This is a genomic window from Finegoldia sp. BIOML-A2 (genome assembly GCF_009678315.1).
GTDB classification, from domain to species: Bacteria; Bacillota; Clostridia; order Tissierellales; family Peptoniphilaceae; genus Finegoldia; species Finegoldia magna.
In genome coordinates, this window is the sequence record NZ_WKZE01000015.1 from 1 (window position 1) to 16,529 (window position 16,529).

Sequence of the window (16,529 nt, forward strand, 5' to 3'; positions counted from 1 at the left end):
AACACAGAAGTTAAGCCTCTTAACGCCGATGGTACTACGATGGAAACGTCGTGGGAGAGTAGGTAGTCGCCAAACAATTAAGGTCTAGTGATGACAATGTCCGCTAGGTCTTTTTTTGTGCGTTCTTTTAACTATATTAAGATAGAAAATGGTTTATATAATTCGCTATATAAAAGTTGCAAGATAAACATAGGTAATGAAATAAGCAAACATCTCGCACGAATATCTTGGTTAAAATTTAATAATTTCATTCGCTCAGCCTCACTTCAGAAATCTTCTTTTAGAAATAAGTAATGAAGATTTCATCGTTCGAAGCGTCGCTCATGAAAAACATTAAATTTTATATCGTGATATTCGTAAGCTTCGATTGTTTGCTTTAAGGTTTCGCTGTGTTAGAGATTGCAAGATGTGGATAGAAAATGATTCAAGGGTAGTTAGACAAGAGTAGCAGGATGCAGATAGGTCAATATAGTAGCAAACATCTCGCACGAATATCTAGACTACGAAAATAAATAAATTCTAAGCTTGTGAACCTAAAATTGTGAACTCGTGCTACGCACTCAAACAGCACAATTTTTAACGGTTCCCTTCGCTTGAATTTATAATTATTTTCTCCGTATGATATTCTTAGCTTCGATTGTTTGCTCGAAGATTTCGAGATGTTCAAGAATTGAGAGACACAGATATAAATTTTTGATAAGAATCACTAGACTAGGATAAAGGACGTATAGATTTAAATAGAAAATTATAAAATTAAATCACTAGACTTAGGGGAAAACAGAGAAATAAAAGGATAAAATGATAGCCACTAGATTTCTAGTGGCTAGGTGTTCATTATTTTGCTTTGATTACAAGTTGTTGGTTTGGTCTTTGTAATTTTGCGTTAATGTCTTGTGGTAGGTCGATTTTTGCTTCTTTTCCTGCAGTTTCTAAGTTTACTACGTATTTTATTGCGTCGTGTTCTTCTTGTTCTTCAACTTGTGCTGCTTTACCATTTACATTGATTTTTGGCGCTTGTAAGTTCAAGATTGTTTTTGCTTTTTCTGATGATTTTAAGTCTTCTGGAATTTGTACGATGAAGTTTAATGTTTTAGGCATTTCTGCTACTTCAACTGTTGTTTCTTGTGCTAATTCTTGATCATCAGCTGTCAATTTGTATGCGATTGTGTTTGTTAATACTTTTTGCAATTGTTCGTTTGTCATTTCAGCTGTTAGGTCGTTTACTAATACTTTTGAGCTGTATCCTTGTTCTTGTTCTTGAATTTTTGCATTTAATTCTTTGATTTTGTTGTTAGCGTCGTTTAAGTTTTCGATAGCAAATTTTTTATCTGTTTCTACTTCTTTTAATTTGCTTTCTAATTCTGATCCTTTTTGATTAGAACATGATGCTAATACAACCATTGATAATACTAATAATACTGTTAAAAATTTCTTTTTCATAATTCCCTCCAATTAATTTATTCCAACTCTTTTATTATACTATTAATTTGAGAAAATTCAAACTATTTTAGTAGAAAAGTTGAGATATTTGTTTCTTAAATATTTTTATAATTATTTGAGTATTTAAGTGTAAAGCAATAAATATTATTGACAAAATAAATTCAATTTGGTATAATGATGTTGTTAATTTATATATATAAAAAGGAGGGTATATTTATGAGTAACAATAATAATGACTTTAAGCCTTTTATTTCGGCCGATAAGGTCTTGCCAGAGCTTACACCATTCTCTATTATTTTCGGTATTATCATGGCAATTGTATTTGGTGGAGCTAATGCATATTTAGGTCTTAGAGTTGGCTTGACAGTTTCTGCATCAATTCCTGCTGCTGTTATTTCAATGGGAGTTATCAGATTGATTTTCAAGAGGGATTCTATTTTGGAAAACAACATCGTTCAAACTATAGGTTCCGCAGGGGAATCAGTTGCCGCAGGTGCTATCTTTACAATGCCAGCATTATTTATTTGGATGAAGGAATGGAATGAACCAGCTCCATCATTAATCGAAATAGGGGTTATTACTCTTATTGGTGGTTTACTAGGGGTTTTATTCATGGTTCCGTTGAGAAATGCTTTAATAGTTAAGGAACACGGGGTTATTCCATATCCAGAAGGAACTGCTTGTGCAGAAGTTTTATTAGCCGGTGAAGAAGGTGGATCCAAGGCTAAGCTTGTATTTAAAGGTTTAGGTTTGGCTGCTGTATACAAATTCTTTGCTGATGGTTTGAAGATTTTCCCATCTTCATTATCAAAAGAAATTACAGTTAAATCTTTCTCAGGTGCTGGTATCGGTATCGACCCACTTCCATCTTTGGTAGGTGTTGGTTATATTTGTGGTCCTAAGATTTCTGGATATATGCTAAGTGGTGCAACTTTAGGTTGGTTAGTTATTATGCCACTTATGAAATTATTCGGTGGAGACAACATAATCGGTGCTGCAGATAAGGCTATTTCTGCTATGACAGTAAAAGATATTTGGGGTACTTATTTAAGATATATAGGAGCTGGTGCTGTAGCTACTGGTGGTATTATATCTTTAATTAAATCATTGCCACTAATTATTAGAACTTTCAGAGATGCTATGAAAGACTACAAATCACAAGGTTTGGGTACAGACTCAGTTCTTCGTACTGAAAAAGATTTGAGTATGAAATTCATAGGAATAGCTATTCTTGCTATCGCAGTTGTAATGGCTGTTTTACCAATTATTCCAGTTGGTCCTATTGGTTCAATCATTATCGTTGTATTTGGTTTCTTCTTTGCAACTGTATCATCTCGTTTGGTTGGTCTTATTGGATCTTCTAACAACCCAGTTTCTGGTATGACTATTGCGGCTTTATTAATAACTTCATTATTAATCAAAGCTATGGGAAATACTGGTCACGATGGTATGATGATGGCAATTTCAATTGGTACTGTAATCTGTGTTATCGCTGCTATTTCAGGGGATACTTCACAAGACTTAAAGACTGGTTTCTTGGTTGGAGCTACTCCATATAAACAACAAATCGGTGAATTAATTGGTGTTGCTGTATCTGCACTTGTAATCGGAGCTATTTTATGGTTATTAGATTCATCTTGGGGATATGGAACAGACGAACTTCCTGCACCACAAGGTATGTTGATGAAACTTATAATCGAAGGTGTAATGGGTGGATCACTTCCTTGGGGATTAGTTTTCGCAGGAGCATTCATTGCAGTTGTTGTTGAAATTTTAGGAATTCCAGTTTTACCATTTGCAGTAGGTTTGTATTTGCCAATCAACACTTCTACAGCAATCATGACTGGTGGTTTAATCAGATTATTTGTTGACAAGAGAAAAGTTAAAAACGAAGAATTAAGAAAAGAACAAGAAGAAAATGGTGTATTGTTCACATCTGGATTTATTGCAGGTGAAGGTGTTGTAGGTATTTTACTTGCTGCATTTGCTATAATCAAAGTAGGAGACAAGACATTAAGTGAAGTTCTTGATTTATCTTCAAAATTCAACATTGGCACAATTGGATCAATTATAGTATTCATATTGTTATTAGCAGTTCTAGTTAGAACTTGTATTAAGAACGTAAATACTAATGAAGCGAAATAAAAATTTCCTAGAATTTATTCCTGAGGTCAATGACAAGATAGAGTTTTATGAAAAAGATGATCTTGTGTATTTAGTAAAAAAACACAATCATATTTTTGATAAGATTGCTCAAAAGATGTTCTTCACACCAAAAGAATCCAACATCAAGCTTGAAAGTTACGGTAGTGATGTTTTCAGGATGATTGATGGTAAAGCAAACATTATGGAGATTGGGAATAAATTAAAAGAAAAATACGGAGATGAGGTAGAACCTCTATATGAGAGACTATCTCAATTCATACAAATTTTATACAACAATGATATTGTTAAACTCAAAAAGAAGTCTGAATAAGGCTTCTTTTTTTATGGGGAGAAATATGGAAATAGGCAAAGAAATTCGCAAGACAACAGTTGCAGGATACACGTAGGGCAAAAATCAAAGCAAACATCTCGCACGAATATCTAGACTACGAAAATAAATAAATTCTAAGCTTGTGAACCTAAAATTGTGAACTCGTGCTACGCACTCAAACAGCACAATTTTTTAACGGTTCCCTTCGCTTGAATTTATGCTTATTTTCTCCGTATGATATTCTTAGCTTCGATAGTTTGCTCTAAGGTTTCGCAGGATTTACAGTTGCAGGACACACGTAGGTCAGAAAGAAATCAAACATCTCGCACGAATATCTAGACTACAAAAATAAATAAATTCTAAGCTTGTGAACCTAAAATTGTGAACTCGTGCTACGCACTCAGACAGCACAATTTTTTAACGGTTCCCTTCGCTTGAATTTATGCTTATTTTCTCCGTATGATATTCTTAGCTTCGATTGTTTGCTTAAAGGTTTTGCAGTGTTGAGGAATAATGGGACAGGTTTAGAAGATAGTTAAGAAAATTCGATAGGCTAAAAATGGCAAGACATGGGTAGGTTGGAGATGAAAAAAGTTAAAATGACACAATTAATAAAAATTGAGATAGTCTTCTTGGAAACTTACGGGGGAAGGAAATGGACACAAAAAAATAAGAGTCATTTTCCATCTTCTGAAACAACTCTTATTTTCCGAGCAAACTGCACTTAAACTGAAATTTTGGTTCGATCATTTCCTTATCCACTCCTTAATAGTAATCTATCAGATAAACTTGCTTTTCAAGATATAACGAATCAATCTTTAAATCTTTAATTAACTAAAGTTTTCGATACTTAGGATAAAATTTTAAATTTTAATGTTTTAAGTTTAAATGTTTAAAGGTTCTAGTTTTATTTGTCTTCAAATAAAACGGGTAGTATTCCTGCATTTTTGTTTATATATCCTTTTCATCGGAATCAATAAACTAAAGTAACAGTTCTGCTCTACAATTTAGATATCTTTTATTGTAGTATATATATACCCACTGAAAAATGTTTTAAACACTTTTTTGAAGTTTTTTGAAAAATATTTAAAAAAATTTGAAAAAAATAGATTTTGTTTTAAATTTCTTGAAATGAGGTATAATAAAAAAAACACATGATTTAAAATCATGCGCATATAAGAAAGGAGTAAGGGGAGTCAACTCTGGAAAATTTTGAAGGCATGAGAGTTTTCCCCTCTAACTTATTAACTAATTTAGATGTGAAGTAATTGTTTGATGATAAACCAAAATATTGGAATAAATATTGCTGGAATATAATCCATGATTTTGAATTTTTTGATTTCTAGCATATCTATACCAAGTAGGACTATCAACAATGATCCCACTACGGAGATGTTTTCAATTACTTCTGGTACTAAGACTTTGCTTAGTGATGTTGATAATAAAAATATTAGTGTGTTCATAACAAGTCCAACAACGCCTGACAGTGCAACTGTGAATCCATATGTTGCTGAGAACAAAAATGTTGTGATACCGTCTAATATTATTTTAAATTGCATTATGTCAGCGGATCCGCTTAATCCTAAATTCAATGGAGCAAGGATTGCCAATGATCCGATATTTTGTAGCATTATTAATGCAATGGCGCCTTTCATGGACGAGCCAGATGAGTCTGGAACTTTGTTTTGTAAATACTCTACAAGGTTGGCTAATTTCTTGTCCAAATCAAGACCGTTACCTATTATAGCACCGATAACTAAGGAAATCAACATAAAAATAAAATTATTTGTTTTGACACTTCCTTGGATTCCCATTATTAATATACAAACGGCGACAACGTCCATTATGCTTTTTATTAGTTTTTTTGGTAGGAAAGATTTCAAAAGTCTTCCCAAAAGGGCTGCGACTGCAACCGCTACAACATTTATTAATATGTAAAACATCATAATCCTCCACGAAATATGATAATATATTTTATTCAATTTGTAAAGTAATATTTTTAATAATTAACAATGTAATATTTGAAAGTGGTAAAAATATGTAAATATAATATCACAATAAAATAATCTGCATAAAAGCTACATACTAAATAAGTAAAAATATGTCAATAATTTGTAAAATTTAGGAGTTCGATATGAACGAAAAAATCGAATTAATCAAAACTAAAGAGATAAATTTTCTTAAAGAACTGGACAATTCTGTCATCAGATTTAAGCACAGTCTTCCTCATCACAATGACAGTTTGTTAAATAGAGTTCTTGTGGAAAAATTCATAGCTCAATCTAAGATTGATTTTTATGAGGAATATAGGGATGTATCTTCTCAGTATAATTACATATACACTAAGAATAAACTTGTAGAAGAAAGATGCGATGAAATCATTCAGATTTTTCAAGATATGGAAAATGATATGAGTTTTTTGGACGATGCTATCAAAAATTCTGGAGATATCGAAAAAGGATTTAATTTTAGGTTTTATTTGAAGAAAATTGTAGAGAGTTATAAATTTTCACGAGATAATTCAATAGACACGGATAAGAAAAGTAAAAGAGCTCATCTTAAATCGAAAAATAAAAGGGAGTTCATAGTAAGTGAGTATTCAAAGGATAGCGTGTATTTGTACAGTGTTAAGAGAAGCCTGAAGCATGTGTACAAAAAGAGAATAAATACTGAGGTGAACAAGCTTAGGCGTGATTTGTACGATTTGAGAAAAAATATGAAGGTTGATCCCAAAGATTACGATACAAAATTCAAGGCTTTGTATTTGATTCCTGGGGTGGGTCAGCTTCAGTTCAACCAACTGTATAAGTTTTTGATTATGATTGCAATTTTTTTGGCGAGTGTGTTCATTCTCATTGGAGATACGCAGATTGATAAATTGGATGAGTTTATGATTTGTATATTGGTGATTTTGGAGATTATCAATATAGTAAATTACAAAAAAATCGTCAGGGATATTAATAAAGGAATTCGTCCGAATAATTTCAGGGAGTCTATTATCAATATTAGATTAAAAGTTAAAGGATTTTTCACAAATAACATTAAACTTATTTACTGGATTTTGTGTGGGATTGTAGCTGCTTTTAATATTTTCATAGTGGTGGCAACTATTTTGGGAGAGGATTTAACTTTTGTTCTGAAAAATTACGACCGTTTTTATGTTCAGTTTGATTTGAAGATTGTGTGTGCGTGTGCTCTGCTTAGTGTGATGGTGTTTTCGATTGCGGAGATTGTGTCGTTAATTGTGTGGAGGATTTTCTCAAGAGTTGACAAGGAATTGAATCTTTTCATGTGTATTATGTCGATTGCATCTCTTTTTGTATTGCTGATGTTTCCAAATGATTATGTGTTTACGAAGATATTTGGAATTTTCGACCAATACGTACTTCACGACCAAAGTTTGATGTTAATTTTCAGGTTGACTTTTTGGTTACTTACAGGTGCAGTAACAGCTTACAATGTGTATTCAATGCAGAAGATTGGGTTTTTCTCTAACAATATCAATTATTTGATGCACAACGATGATATGAATAAGTTTGACTACTACAGATGGGTTGTGTTCCCGATTTATTCTAATAAGGTTAATTTGATTACGATTTTGTTAAGTTTCTCAGCTTTTTATGTGATGTTTTGTTTCACTGGAGTGTATTTTTCTCATATGGTAGATATTTACAATGAGGGCGCTATGGATATTCTCATATTTTTTGTACGAAAGCTTAACAGCAATTATTATTACTTAATAGGATTTATAATAGTGGCGATATTATCGATTGTTAATTTGTGTTGGGATATTATCACTAAGATTAGGGTTAGAAGGTAGTTATGAATATTGAATTTGAAAATTATAGTACGAATTATTTTGAAAATTTGACCGGAAAAATTACGCAAAATTGTCAGATTTTTTCAAACAAAATAACTTTGGACAAGTTCATAGCGGTGTTGATGAATGTAAAATACGCAAATGGCAAGATGCTGATAGATGGAAAGATTTCGAACAACGAGATATCGAAGTATCGTGGATTTTATGTTGTGGATGAGTTTATGTTGTATGAGCATTTGAATGTGTACGATAATTTGTCATTGGTGTTGCGTTCAATGAAGACGAGTCCTGTGACAATTTACAGAAAGATTGAGAGCTTGAATGAAAGTTTGAATGTGGATTTGGACAATAAGTTAAGAGAATGCGATGTTGATACTATCATCAAACTTATTTATGCGAAGGTTGTGCTTTCTGACAGTCATTTTGTGATTATCAAAAATTACAATAATTACACAAAAATTTTTGCTAAGAAAAACATAAAAAAGCTAACTCAAATGTTTGATGAAAAAAATATCCACTACATTATTTTGTGCGACAAGAAGAAAAAATTAGTCGATGATTTGCCGATTTTGAAGCTGGGAAAGAGTAGTATTTCTGTTGTAAAATGATTTGAACATTTTAATAAAATTATATATTTTTAGCTTTTTGAAAAAATTTTATTCTATATTTTCAGTGTTATTTCCGATCGATTTGTGGTAATATTTAATAGGAATAAATACTATAAATTGTAGTTGGATTTTAGTAATCCACTATATACGCGATAAAGGGAGTAATAATGGAAATAAAAAAGAGAGATGGCAATATTGTCGATTTTGATAGGTCGAAGATAAAATTAGCCATGAAAAAAGCTTATGCTTCTGTGGGAATTTACGCAGAGGAAAATGAACTGGAAGCTATGGCGCAAGAAATTGAAAACACTATTGTGAACAAGTATCCTAAAAATCATGTGGTTACTGTGGAAGAAATCCAAGATTTGGTGGAATTAACTTTGATTGATCACGGACAATACAAGGTTGTAAAATCTTTTATTTTGTATCGTGCAAAACACACTACAGACAGAAAAGTTATCCAAGAGTTCGAAAGATATATCACAGATGAAGATGTCATCGAAATCATTAGATATATTCAAGAACACTACGATTCTACTAGGTATTCGATAGAGAATTTGTATTTGAAGTTTGAATCATTTGTTAAGCCTAATTTGTCACAATACGATATGGTGAATTTATTGTCCAAGGCTTCTGGTGAATTGGTTAGCAAGGAAGCTCCAAATTGGGAATATATTGCATCTTTGTTTATGAATTACAATTTGAAACAAAATATTAAGAAGTTAGAAATCCAATACGATCTTCAAGATTTCAAATCTAAGATTAAGTTTTTGGATGAGAGAGGATTGTACGGCTCATACATCAGAGAAGTGTACACAGATGATGATATTGACGAATTGGAAAAATACATTGACGACGATAGGGATAAGTTATTCACTTTCAGTGCTCTAGATTTGATTATCAAAAGATATTTGATTAAAACTCATGACAACAGAGTTATGGAATCTGCACAAGAAATGTTCATGGGAATTGCGATGCATTTGGCACTTAAAGAAAAGGATAGAATTCATTGGGCAAAGAAGATTTACGATAATTTGTCTACATTAAAAGTGACTGTGGCGACTCCTACAATGAGTAATGCCAGAAAACCATTCAATCAATTGTCAAGCTGTTTCATAGACACTGTTCCTGATACTTTGGAAGGAATTTATCGTTCGATAAATAATTTCGCACAAGTTTCTAAGCATGGTGGCGGAATGGGGTTGTATTTTGGAAAAGTTCGTGCAAATGGATCTGACATTCGTGGATTCCAAGGCGTTGCAGGTGGAGTTATCAGATGGATTAAACTTGCAAATGATACTGCTGTTGCAGTGGATCAATTGGGAGTGCGCCAAGGTTCTGTAGCTGTGTACTTGGATGTATGGCACAAGGATATATTGGAATTTTTGCAACTTAGAACAAACAACGGTGATGACAGAATGAAAGCACACGATGTGTTCCCTTCTGTTTGCTATCCTGATTTGTTCTGGAAGATGGTTCGTGACGATATCGACGGAACTTGGTATATGTTCGACCCACACGAAATCTCTGTGAAAAAAGGATATAACTTGGAAGATTATTACGGAGACGAATGGGAAAAAAGATACAACGAATGTGTGCTTGACGAAAGTATTTCCAGACGTAGCATAAAAGTAAAAGATTTGGTAAGACTTATCATAAAATCATGGACAGAAACAGGAACTCCATTCACATTCAACCGTGATACTGTAAACAGAATGAATCCAAACAAACACAAGGGAATGATTTATTCTTCTAATTTGTGTACAGAAATTATGCAAAATATGAGCGAAATTCATTCTATAAGTGAAACTATCGAAACAGAAGACGGAGACGATATTATCGTTACGAAAACAAAACCGGGAGATTTTGTTGTGTGTAATCTTGCTTCTCTTGTTTTGGGAAATATCGACGTGAACAACGACGAAGAATTAGAGGAAGTTGTGGAAACAGCAGTTAGAGGATTGGACAATGTTATCGATTTGAACTTCTATCCATTGGAATACGCAAAGTACACTAACAAAAAATACCGTCCAATTGGTCTTGGAACAAGTGGATATCATCACTGTTTGGTAAAAAACAACATTATGTATTCAGATGTTGAAAAGCATTTGGAATTTGCTGATAAATTGTACGAAAAAATCAATTACTACGCTATCAAAGCAAGTAATAAAATCGCCAAGGAAAAGGGATCTTACGAATATTTTGAAGGTTCTGATTGGGAAAATGGTGAATATTTCAAATTAAGAGATTACAATTCTGAAAAATGGAACGAATTGTACCATGATATTAAGAAAAACGGAATGAGAAATGGTTACTTGATGGCAGTGGCACCAACTGGTTCAACTTCGATAATCGCAGGAACTACTGCAGCAGTGGATCCAGTTATGAGTAGATATTTCCTTGAAGAAAAGAAGGGTACAATTGTCCCACGTGTTGCACCAGGACTTAGTCCACAAACATTCTGGTTGTACGAAAATGCACACGAATTGGATCAAAATATAACTGTAGATGCGACAAGTATCAGACAACGCCACATCGACCAAGGACAATCGGTCAACATTTATATCACGACTGATTACACGATGAGAACAATACTAAACATCTACATCAGAGCTTGGGAAAAAGGCATCAAATCCATCTATTATGTTAGAAGTAAATCATTAGAAGTGGAGGACTGCGATAGCTGCAGTGCATAATTTTTATGAAAAAATTATTATCAGTGATGTTGAGCTTAGCGCTTGTACTTGGAGTTACAAGTTGTAACAAAAAACAAGAAAAAGTGGAAGAAAAACCACCCGTAGAGCAAGTTCAACTAAAAGACGATTTGAATGGCAAAAAGCCAAGTGAGATTGATTCTTCGATAAATTACGATGAGTATGTGGACTCGAAGGACAAATTAATCAAGGTTATCAAAAAATTGCACGAAACACGTGGCAAACAAGAGCTTGTGTTCTTGGGCAATGACAAATCGCAAGTCGAAAATTTTATGAATGAATACGACAAGAACGACAAGAAAACTGCCGAAGATAATTTGGTGGTTGGAGATATGAAATTTGTGAAGGAGTCTTCAATCGGTAAGCCGATTTTCTCCATGAAATTAAAATCGGTGTTGAACGAAGATTTCAGAGATGAGCCTTATAGCTTGGAATTCACTTACAAATATATCGACAAACTAAACGAATTGTCAGAAAAAGTAAAAGGCAAGGATGATTTTGAAACGGTGAAAAATTTGGCAAAAGTTTTGATTGACGATTACAGATACGATCCACAACTTTCATCGACATTTGGTTGTGATTTGTTGTTAAACAAAGAGGGAACTTGCAATTCGTTCAGCGAACTTGCCAATGATGTGCTAAATAATTGTGGAATTTATTCTGAAATTTGGTGGGTAGATTCATTGCCTGACGATGAATTGGACAAAAATTCCAATCCATATCGTAACCATTCGATCGACAGAGCAAGATTAAATGGCAAGATGTATTTCTTGGATTTTACTCACTCTACGATTTCACACAAGAACGCAAAAGACTACGGATTTGAAAACAGACCGAAACTTATAATGGAGAAATTACCAGAAGTAGAACGTGGCAAAAACCAACTATACACTGGATATTCAAAAGTTCGTGAACCGATTTTGGTTAACAAAGGATTCTGCGATGGACATTACAGCATAGACAACCCTTACGCAAAATATTCTGACCTAGGATTGGGTTGGACAACTTACGATAAATTATTGGATAATTTACGCAAAAATCCATACTTTAAGTAGTTATAAACAAAGTTTGTAAAAATTTTTTCAAAATAATTTCAAAAAAAGCTTGACAAAAGATTTTTGAGCTTGTATTATATATCCATAAGCAAAACAAATAAACATTAACGTTGATAAGAAGAGTAAACGATGAATGCTTTTACAGAGAGTCTCAGTTTGGTGAAATGAGATAAAGAATAGTTGTTGAAAATGGTCTTGGAGTTAGAAAAGTCGAATAGCATTTGCTTTTAAACTTTTCCGGTTGCATCCGATATCTTGTGCTAGGTATGAATACGTACTGAACAATGAGAAAATGCATATTTGTATATTTGCATATATGTATTTAAAAATAAGGTGGTAACGCGGATATATTCGCCCTTATGTGATGAATGTCACATAAGGGCTTTTTTTATTACAAAAATGAGGTGAGATTATGATTGAAGTATTAAATTTGAAAAAAACTTTTAATACAAGTGAGAAAGAATTTAATGCAGTTGATGATGTAAGTTTCAAAGTAAATAAGGGTGAAATTTACGGAATAATTGGTTTGTCAGGAGCTGGTAAATCAACACTTGTAAGACTTCTAAACAGATTGGAAGAACCAACAAGTGGAAAGGTAATAATAGATGATGTTGACATAACATCGTTGAAGCAAAAGGAATTATTGGAAGCAAGAAAAGAAATCAGCATGATTTTCCAACATTTTAATTTATTTAATCAAAAAAACGTCTACGAAAACATTGCATATCCTTTGAAGCTTCAAAACATTCCAAAGAATGAAATAGAAAAAAGAGTTAACGAATTACTGGATTTCATTGGACTTAGAGACAGAGCAAAAAGCTATCCTAGCCAATTATCCGGTGGACAAAAACAAAGAGTAGCGATTGCAAGAGCATTATCCACAAATCCTAAGGTGATTTTATCAGATGAATCTACAAGCGCACTTGATCCACAAAACACACAACAAGTTTTGGAAATATTGAGAAAATCAGTAGACAAATACAAAACGACGATAATAATGATAACTCATCAAATGGATGTTGCAAAAGACATCTGTGACAGAATAGCAGTGATGGAAAATGGAAAAATCATCGAAGAAAATTCTGTCGAAGAATTATTCAAAAACCCAAAAACAGATGTTACTAGAAACTTCATCAGAAAGCTTGTCGAAGAGGATGAAGAAGAGATAATAACTGACGATTTTAAGGGAGACGTCGTTAGATTAACTTATTCCAAGAAGTCTTACAACAAACCGATATTATCACAAGCAGCGAGAATCTCTGGGATAGATTTCAGCATTATATCTGGAAATATCAACAAACTTCAATCCACAGGAGTTGGATACACAGTTGTTGAACTTATCGGACAGAAGGAAAATATACAAAAAGCAAAAGACTTTTTGACAGAAAATGATATTAGAGTAGAGGAGGTTAAATAATGGATGATTTACTAAATTTGGTGCTTGAAGCAACAGGCGAGACGTTGTATATGATTTTAGTAAGCACGTTTTTCACAATTTTATTTGGCCTTCCATTGGCACTTATTTTATATACAACTGGACAATCGGGACTTAATCCAAAACCAAAACTATACGCGGTGTTGGATGTTATAGTTAACATTACAAGATCATTTCCATTCATCATATTGATGATAGTATTACTTCCACTATCCAAGTTAATCGTCGGAACCAAAATAGGAACATCTGCATCTATCGTGCCATTGACAGTCGGTGCAATTCCATTTTTGGCGAGATTATTTGAACAAGAATTCTTGAATGTGGACAGAGGAATCATCGAAGCATCCAAATCAATGGGGGCAAGTAATTTTAACATATTGACAAAAGTTTTGATTCCAGAATCATTGCCGCAATTGGTGTTGGCGATAACAAACTTAATGATCACATTGATTGGATATTCTGCAATGGCAGGAACAATCGGTGGAGGAGGCTTGGGAGCCTTGGCAAAACGATACGGCTACGACAGATTTAACACAGAAGTATTATTGTGGGCAGTAGTTGTAATTATAATCTTGGTTGAAATTGTACAAATATCAGGTACAAAAATTTCAAATAAATTAAACAAAAAAAACATATAGGAGTGGTAAAAATGAAAAAGAAAATTTTATTAGTAGTATTGGCATTAGCATTGGTATTAACATCATGTGCTAAAAAAGAAAGCAAAAAAGAAGACGGACAAAGTGCAAAACAAGAATCACAAACTACAGAAAACAAGAAGGTTGTAATTGGAGTATCTCCAGCACCTCACAAAGAAATTGCAGAAAAAGCAAAAGAAATCTTGGCAAAAGATGGGATTGAACTAGAAATTAAAGAATTTGATGATTATGTAACACCTAACACATCACTTCAAGAAAAAGATATCGACTTGAACTTCTACCAACACGTTCCTTACTTGGAAAACTTCAACAAAGAAAGAGGAACAAAATTAGTATCATTGGGAGCAGTTCACTTGGAACCAATGGGAATATATTCTAAAAAATACAAATCTTTAGATGAATTAAAAGATGGAGACGAAGTTATAATTCCAAACGATGCTACAAATGGAGCAAGAGCATTAAAAATATTAGAAGATAACAAAGTAATCAAATTAAAAGAAAACGCAGGATTAGAAGCTACTGAAAAAGATATTGCAGAAAATCCAAAGAACTTGAAATTCACAGCCGTTGAAGCAGCAACAATTCCAAGAGCATACGAAGACGCTGCGATTGCTGTAATCAATTCAAACTTTGCGCTAGAAGCAAAATTATCACCAAAGAAAGATGCAATTGCAATCGAAAAATCAGAAGGAAACCCATTTGCAAATATTATAGTTGCAAGAGAAGAAGACAAAGACAACGAAACTTACAAGAAAGTATTACAAGCTTTTGAATCAGACGAAGTTAGAAAATATATCGAAGAAAAATTCGATGGAGAAATAATACCAGCAAAATAGGAAATATTAAGGGGGAGATTGAAAATGAGTTTACACGTACCATTTAGATATGATTATGTAGGAAGTTTCTTGAGAGATGAAAAATTACTAAAAGCTAGATCAGACTTTGAAAAAGAAATAATCACAAAAAAAGAATTAAAAGAAATAGAAGATGAATGCATCAAAAAATTAATCGATAAACAAAAGGAATTGGGCTATCACGTAATAACTGATGGAGAGTTTCGAAGAAAAAGTTGGCATTTAGACTTCTTCTGGGGACTTAACGGAATAAAAAGAGTTGAGCTTGATCATGGATACTACTTCCACGGAAAGGAAACTTATCACACATCAGTACAAGTTGAAGGAAAAATCACAGGCGAAAATCATCCATTCGTAGAACATTTTAAATTCGTAAAACAATTTGAAGACGACAATACAATTGCGAAACAAACAATACCTGCACCAGCGCAATTAATCGTGGAATTATTCAGGGAAGATAACGCGAAGATAACTAACGAAATTTATCCAGCTTACCAAAAGTTGGAACAAGATATCGCGAGGGCATACAAACAAGTTATCAAGGATTTGTATGAAGCAGGATGCAGAAACATACAATTTGACGATTGTACATGGGGAATGTTAGTAGATTCTGATTATATCAACAGAAAATACGGAGAAGCAGTTTCATTGGATGATGAAGCTAAGAAATATTTGAGAATTAATAACTTAGCACTTGAAGACAGACCAGAAGATTTGACAATTACAACACATGTATGCAGAGGAAATTACGAATCAACATATGCAGCAAGTGGTGCCTATGACAAAATCGCACAAATATTATTTGCACAAGAAAACGTAGATGCATTCTATCTTGAATACGACGACGAAAGATCCGGTGGATTCGAACCATTAAAATACGTTTCTGGGGATAAGAAAGTTGTACTTGGACTAATCACATCAAAAAGAGGAGAGCTAGAAGACGAAGAAGAAATAATCACAAGAATTCACAAAGCAGAAAAGTTTATTTCTCTTGATAGATTGTGTCTGAGTCCACAATGCGGATTCTCATCTAACGAAAATGGAAACATATTAACGATTGAGCAACAATGGGAAAAGCTAAAATTAATCAAGAAAATAGCTGAAAAAGTTTGGAGAAAATAAGTAATCATATATCTCATTTTTATAAATTGCAGGCAATGAAAATTGCCTGTAATTTTTTATGTGGAAAATACCGCTATCTAAGATAAACACAATATATTATACTCAAAAATGAAACCTCCAATAATTAAATAGTGATAACTGACAAGCTGTACTAATTCAAAAGAGGTTATAATAATGATGGATAATAATAGTCTATAACACAAAAGCCAATACATTTTAAAAAATGTGTTGGTTTTTTATTGCAGACGAATTGTCAATTCAAATGCAACACCTATGGTAAGAAACCAAAAAGTTCTTCTTTAGGTGTTTTATATTTTATACATTTCCTAGGTCTATTATTCATTAAACT

General features: G+C 33.0%; 12 protein-coding genes, 1 rRNA gene and 1 other annotated feature. Of the genes, 11 read left to right on the plus strand and 2 right to left on the minus strand.

Features of this window, described 5'->3' with window-relative positions; genetic code table 11:
* A 5S ribosomal RNA gene (rrf, locus tag GKF99_RS08260) occupies positions 1-75 on the plus strand; the annotation flags it as partial.
* Positions 76-834: 759 nt separating this feature from the next.
* On the opposite strand, the gene GKF99_RS08265 is transcribed toward rrf, so the two are convergent.
* Complete coding sequence (locus GKF99_RS08265; protein ID WP_094206785.1) at positions 835-1,440, minus strand: hypothetical protein; 606 nt, start codon at positions 1,438-1,440, stop codon at positions 835-837.
* A gap of 216 nt (positions 1,441-1,656) precedes the next feature.
* Between GKF99_RS08265 and GKF99_RS08270 the strand changes: the two genes are divergently transcribed.
* A complete protein-coding gene (locus tag GKF99_RS08270; protein ID WP_154254371.1) occupies positions 1,657-3,585 on the plus strand; it encodes an oligopeptide transporter, OPT family in 1,929 nt (642 codons plus the stop codon).
* On the plus strand, positions 3,572-3,916 hold the full coding sequence (locus GKF99_RS08275) for a PqqD family protein (RefSeq protein WP_154273130.1): 345 nt from the start codon (positions 3,572-3,574) through the stop codon (positions 3,914-3,916). The genes GKF99_RS08270 and GKF99_RS08275 overlap by 14 nt, the downstream gene beginning before the upstream one ends.
* A 1,253-nt stretch (positions 3,917-5,169) precedes the next feature.
* On the opposite strand, the gene GKF99_RS08280 is transcribed toward GKF99_RS08275, so the two are convergent.
* The gene (locus GKF99_RS08280) at positions 5,170-5,862 is read right to left on the minus strand and encodes a DUF554 domain-containing protein (protein WP_241673597.1); all 693 of its coding nucleotides are present in this window, start codon (positions 5,860-5,862) and stop codon (positions 5,170-5,172) included.
* 188 nt (positions 5,863-6,050) lie between these two features.
* On the opposite strand from GKF99_RS08280, the gene GKF99_RS08285 reads away from it, so the two are divergent.
* From GKF99_RS08285 to GKF99_RS08320, 8 genes are all read left to right on the plus strand, one after another.
* The gene (locus GKF99_RS08285; protein WP_154273131.1) at positions 6,051-7,736 is read left to right on the plus strand and encodes a hypothetical protein; all 1,686 of its coding nucleotides are present in this window, start codon (positions 6,051-6,053) and stop codon (positions 7,734-7,736) included.
* Positions 7,737-7,738: 2 nt separating this feature from the next.
* On the plus strand, positions 7,739-8,344 hold the full coding sequence (locus GKF99_RS08290) for an ABC transporter ATP-binding protein (protein ID WP_154273132.1): 606 nt from the start codon (positions 7,739-7,741) through the stop codon (positions 8,342-8,344).
* 167 nt (positions 8,345-8,511) lie between these two features.
* Positions 8,512-11,040, plus strand: a complete 2,529-nt coding sequence (locus tag GKF99_RS08295) for a ribonucleoside-diphosphate reductase subunit alpha (RefSeq protein WP_094210327.1) — start codon at positions 8,512-8,514, stop codon at positions 11,038-11,040.
* A 5-nt stretch (positions 11,041-11,045) separates the two neighbouring features.
* Entirely contained in the window at positions 11,046-12,113 is a 1,068-nt protein-coding gene (locus GKF99_RS08300; protein WP_002835269.1) for a hypothetical protein, read from the plus strand.
* Positions 12,114-12,214: 101 nt separating this feature from the next.
* Positions 12,215-12,475: a binding site (T-box leader), on the plus strand.
* A 50-nt stretch (positions 12,476-12,525) separates the two neighbouring features.
* Complete coding sequence (locus GKF99_RS08305; RefSeq protein WP_154273133.1) at positions 12,526-13,530, plus strand: ATP-binding cassette domain-containing protein; 1,005 nt, start codon at positions 12,526-12,528, stop codon at positions 13,528-13,530.
* On the plus strand, positions 13,530-14,186 hold the full coding sequence (locus GKF99_RS08310; protein WP_002835267.1) for a methionine ABC transporter permease: 657 nt from the start codon (positions 13,530-13,532) through the stop codon (positions 14,184-14,186). The genes GKF99_RS08305 and GKF99_RS08310 overlap by 1 nt, the downstream gene beginning before the upstream one ends.
* 11 nt (positions 14,187-14,197) lie before the next feature.
* A complete protein-coding gene (locus tag GKF99_RS08315) occupies positions 14,198-15,040 on the plus strand; it encodes a MetQ/NlpA family ABC transporter substrate-binding protein (protein WP_035109166.1) in 843 nt (280 codons plus the stop codon).
* A gap of 24 nt (positions 15,041-15,064) precedes the next feature.
* A complete protein-coding gene (locus GKF99_RS08320; RefSeq protein ID WP_154273134.1) occupies positions 15,065-16,180 on the plus strand; it encodes a 5-methyltetrahydropteroyltriglutamate--homocysteine S-methyltransferase in 1,116 nt (371 codons plus the stop codon).
* Positions 16,181-16,529 lie beyond the last annotated feature (349 nt).

What these genes read in the sequence shown, in the direction of transcription:
- GKF99_RS08265 (WP_094206785.1), bottom strand. Translation starts at nt 1,440, where the DNA reads ATGAAAAAGAAATTTTTAACAGTATTATTAGTATTATCAATGGTTGTA.
- GKF99_RS08270 (WP_154254371.1), top strand. Translation starts at nt 1,657, where the DNA reads ATGAGTAACAATAATAATGACTTTAAGCCTTTTATTTCGGCCGATAAG.
- GKF99_RS08275 (WP_154273130.1), top strand. Translation starts at nt 3,572, where the DNA reads ATGAAGCGAAATAAAAATTTCCTAGAATTTATTCCTGAGGTCAATGAC.
- GKF99_RS08280 (WP_241673597.1), bottom strand. Translation starts at nt 5,862, where the DNA reads ATGATGTTTTACATATTAATAAATGTTGTAGCGGTTGCAGTCGCAGCC.
- GKF99_RS08285 (WP_154273131.1), top strand. Translation starts at nt 6,051, where the DNA reads ATGAACGAAAAAATCGAATTAATCAAAACTAAAGAGATAAATTTTCTT.
- GKF99_RS08290 (WP_154273132.1), top strand. Translation starts at nt 7,739, where the DNA reads ATGAATATTGAATTTGAAAATTATAGTACGAATTATTTTGAAAATTTG.
- GKF99_RS08295 (WP_094210327.1), top strand. Translation starts at nt 8,512, where the DNA reads ATGGAAATAAAAAAGAGAGATGGCAATATTGTCGATTTTGATAGGTCG.
- GKF99_RS08300 (WP_002835269.1), top strand. Translation starts at nt 11,046, where the DNA reads ATGAAAAAATTATTATCAGTGATGTTGAGCTTAGCGCTTGTACTTGGA.
- GKF99_RS08305 (WP_154273133.1), top strand. Translation starts at nt 12,526, where the DNA reads ATGATTGAAGTATTAAATTTGAAAAAAACTTTTAATACAAGTGAGAAA.
- GKF99_RS08310 (WP_002835267.1), top strand. Translation starts at nt 13,530, where the DNA reads ATGGATGATTTACTAAATTTGGTGCTTGAAGCAACAGGCGAGACGTTG.
- GKF99_RS08315 (WP_035109166.1), top strand. Translation starts at nt 14,198, where the DNA reads ATGAAAAAGAAAATTTTATTAGTAGTATTGGCATTAGCATTGGTATTA.
- GKF99_RS08320 (WP_154273134.1), top strand. Translation starts at nt 15,065, where the DNA reads ATGAGTTTACACGTACCATTTAGATATGATTATGTAGGAAGTTTCTTG.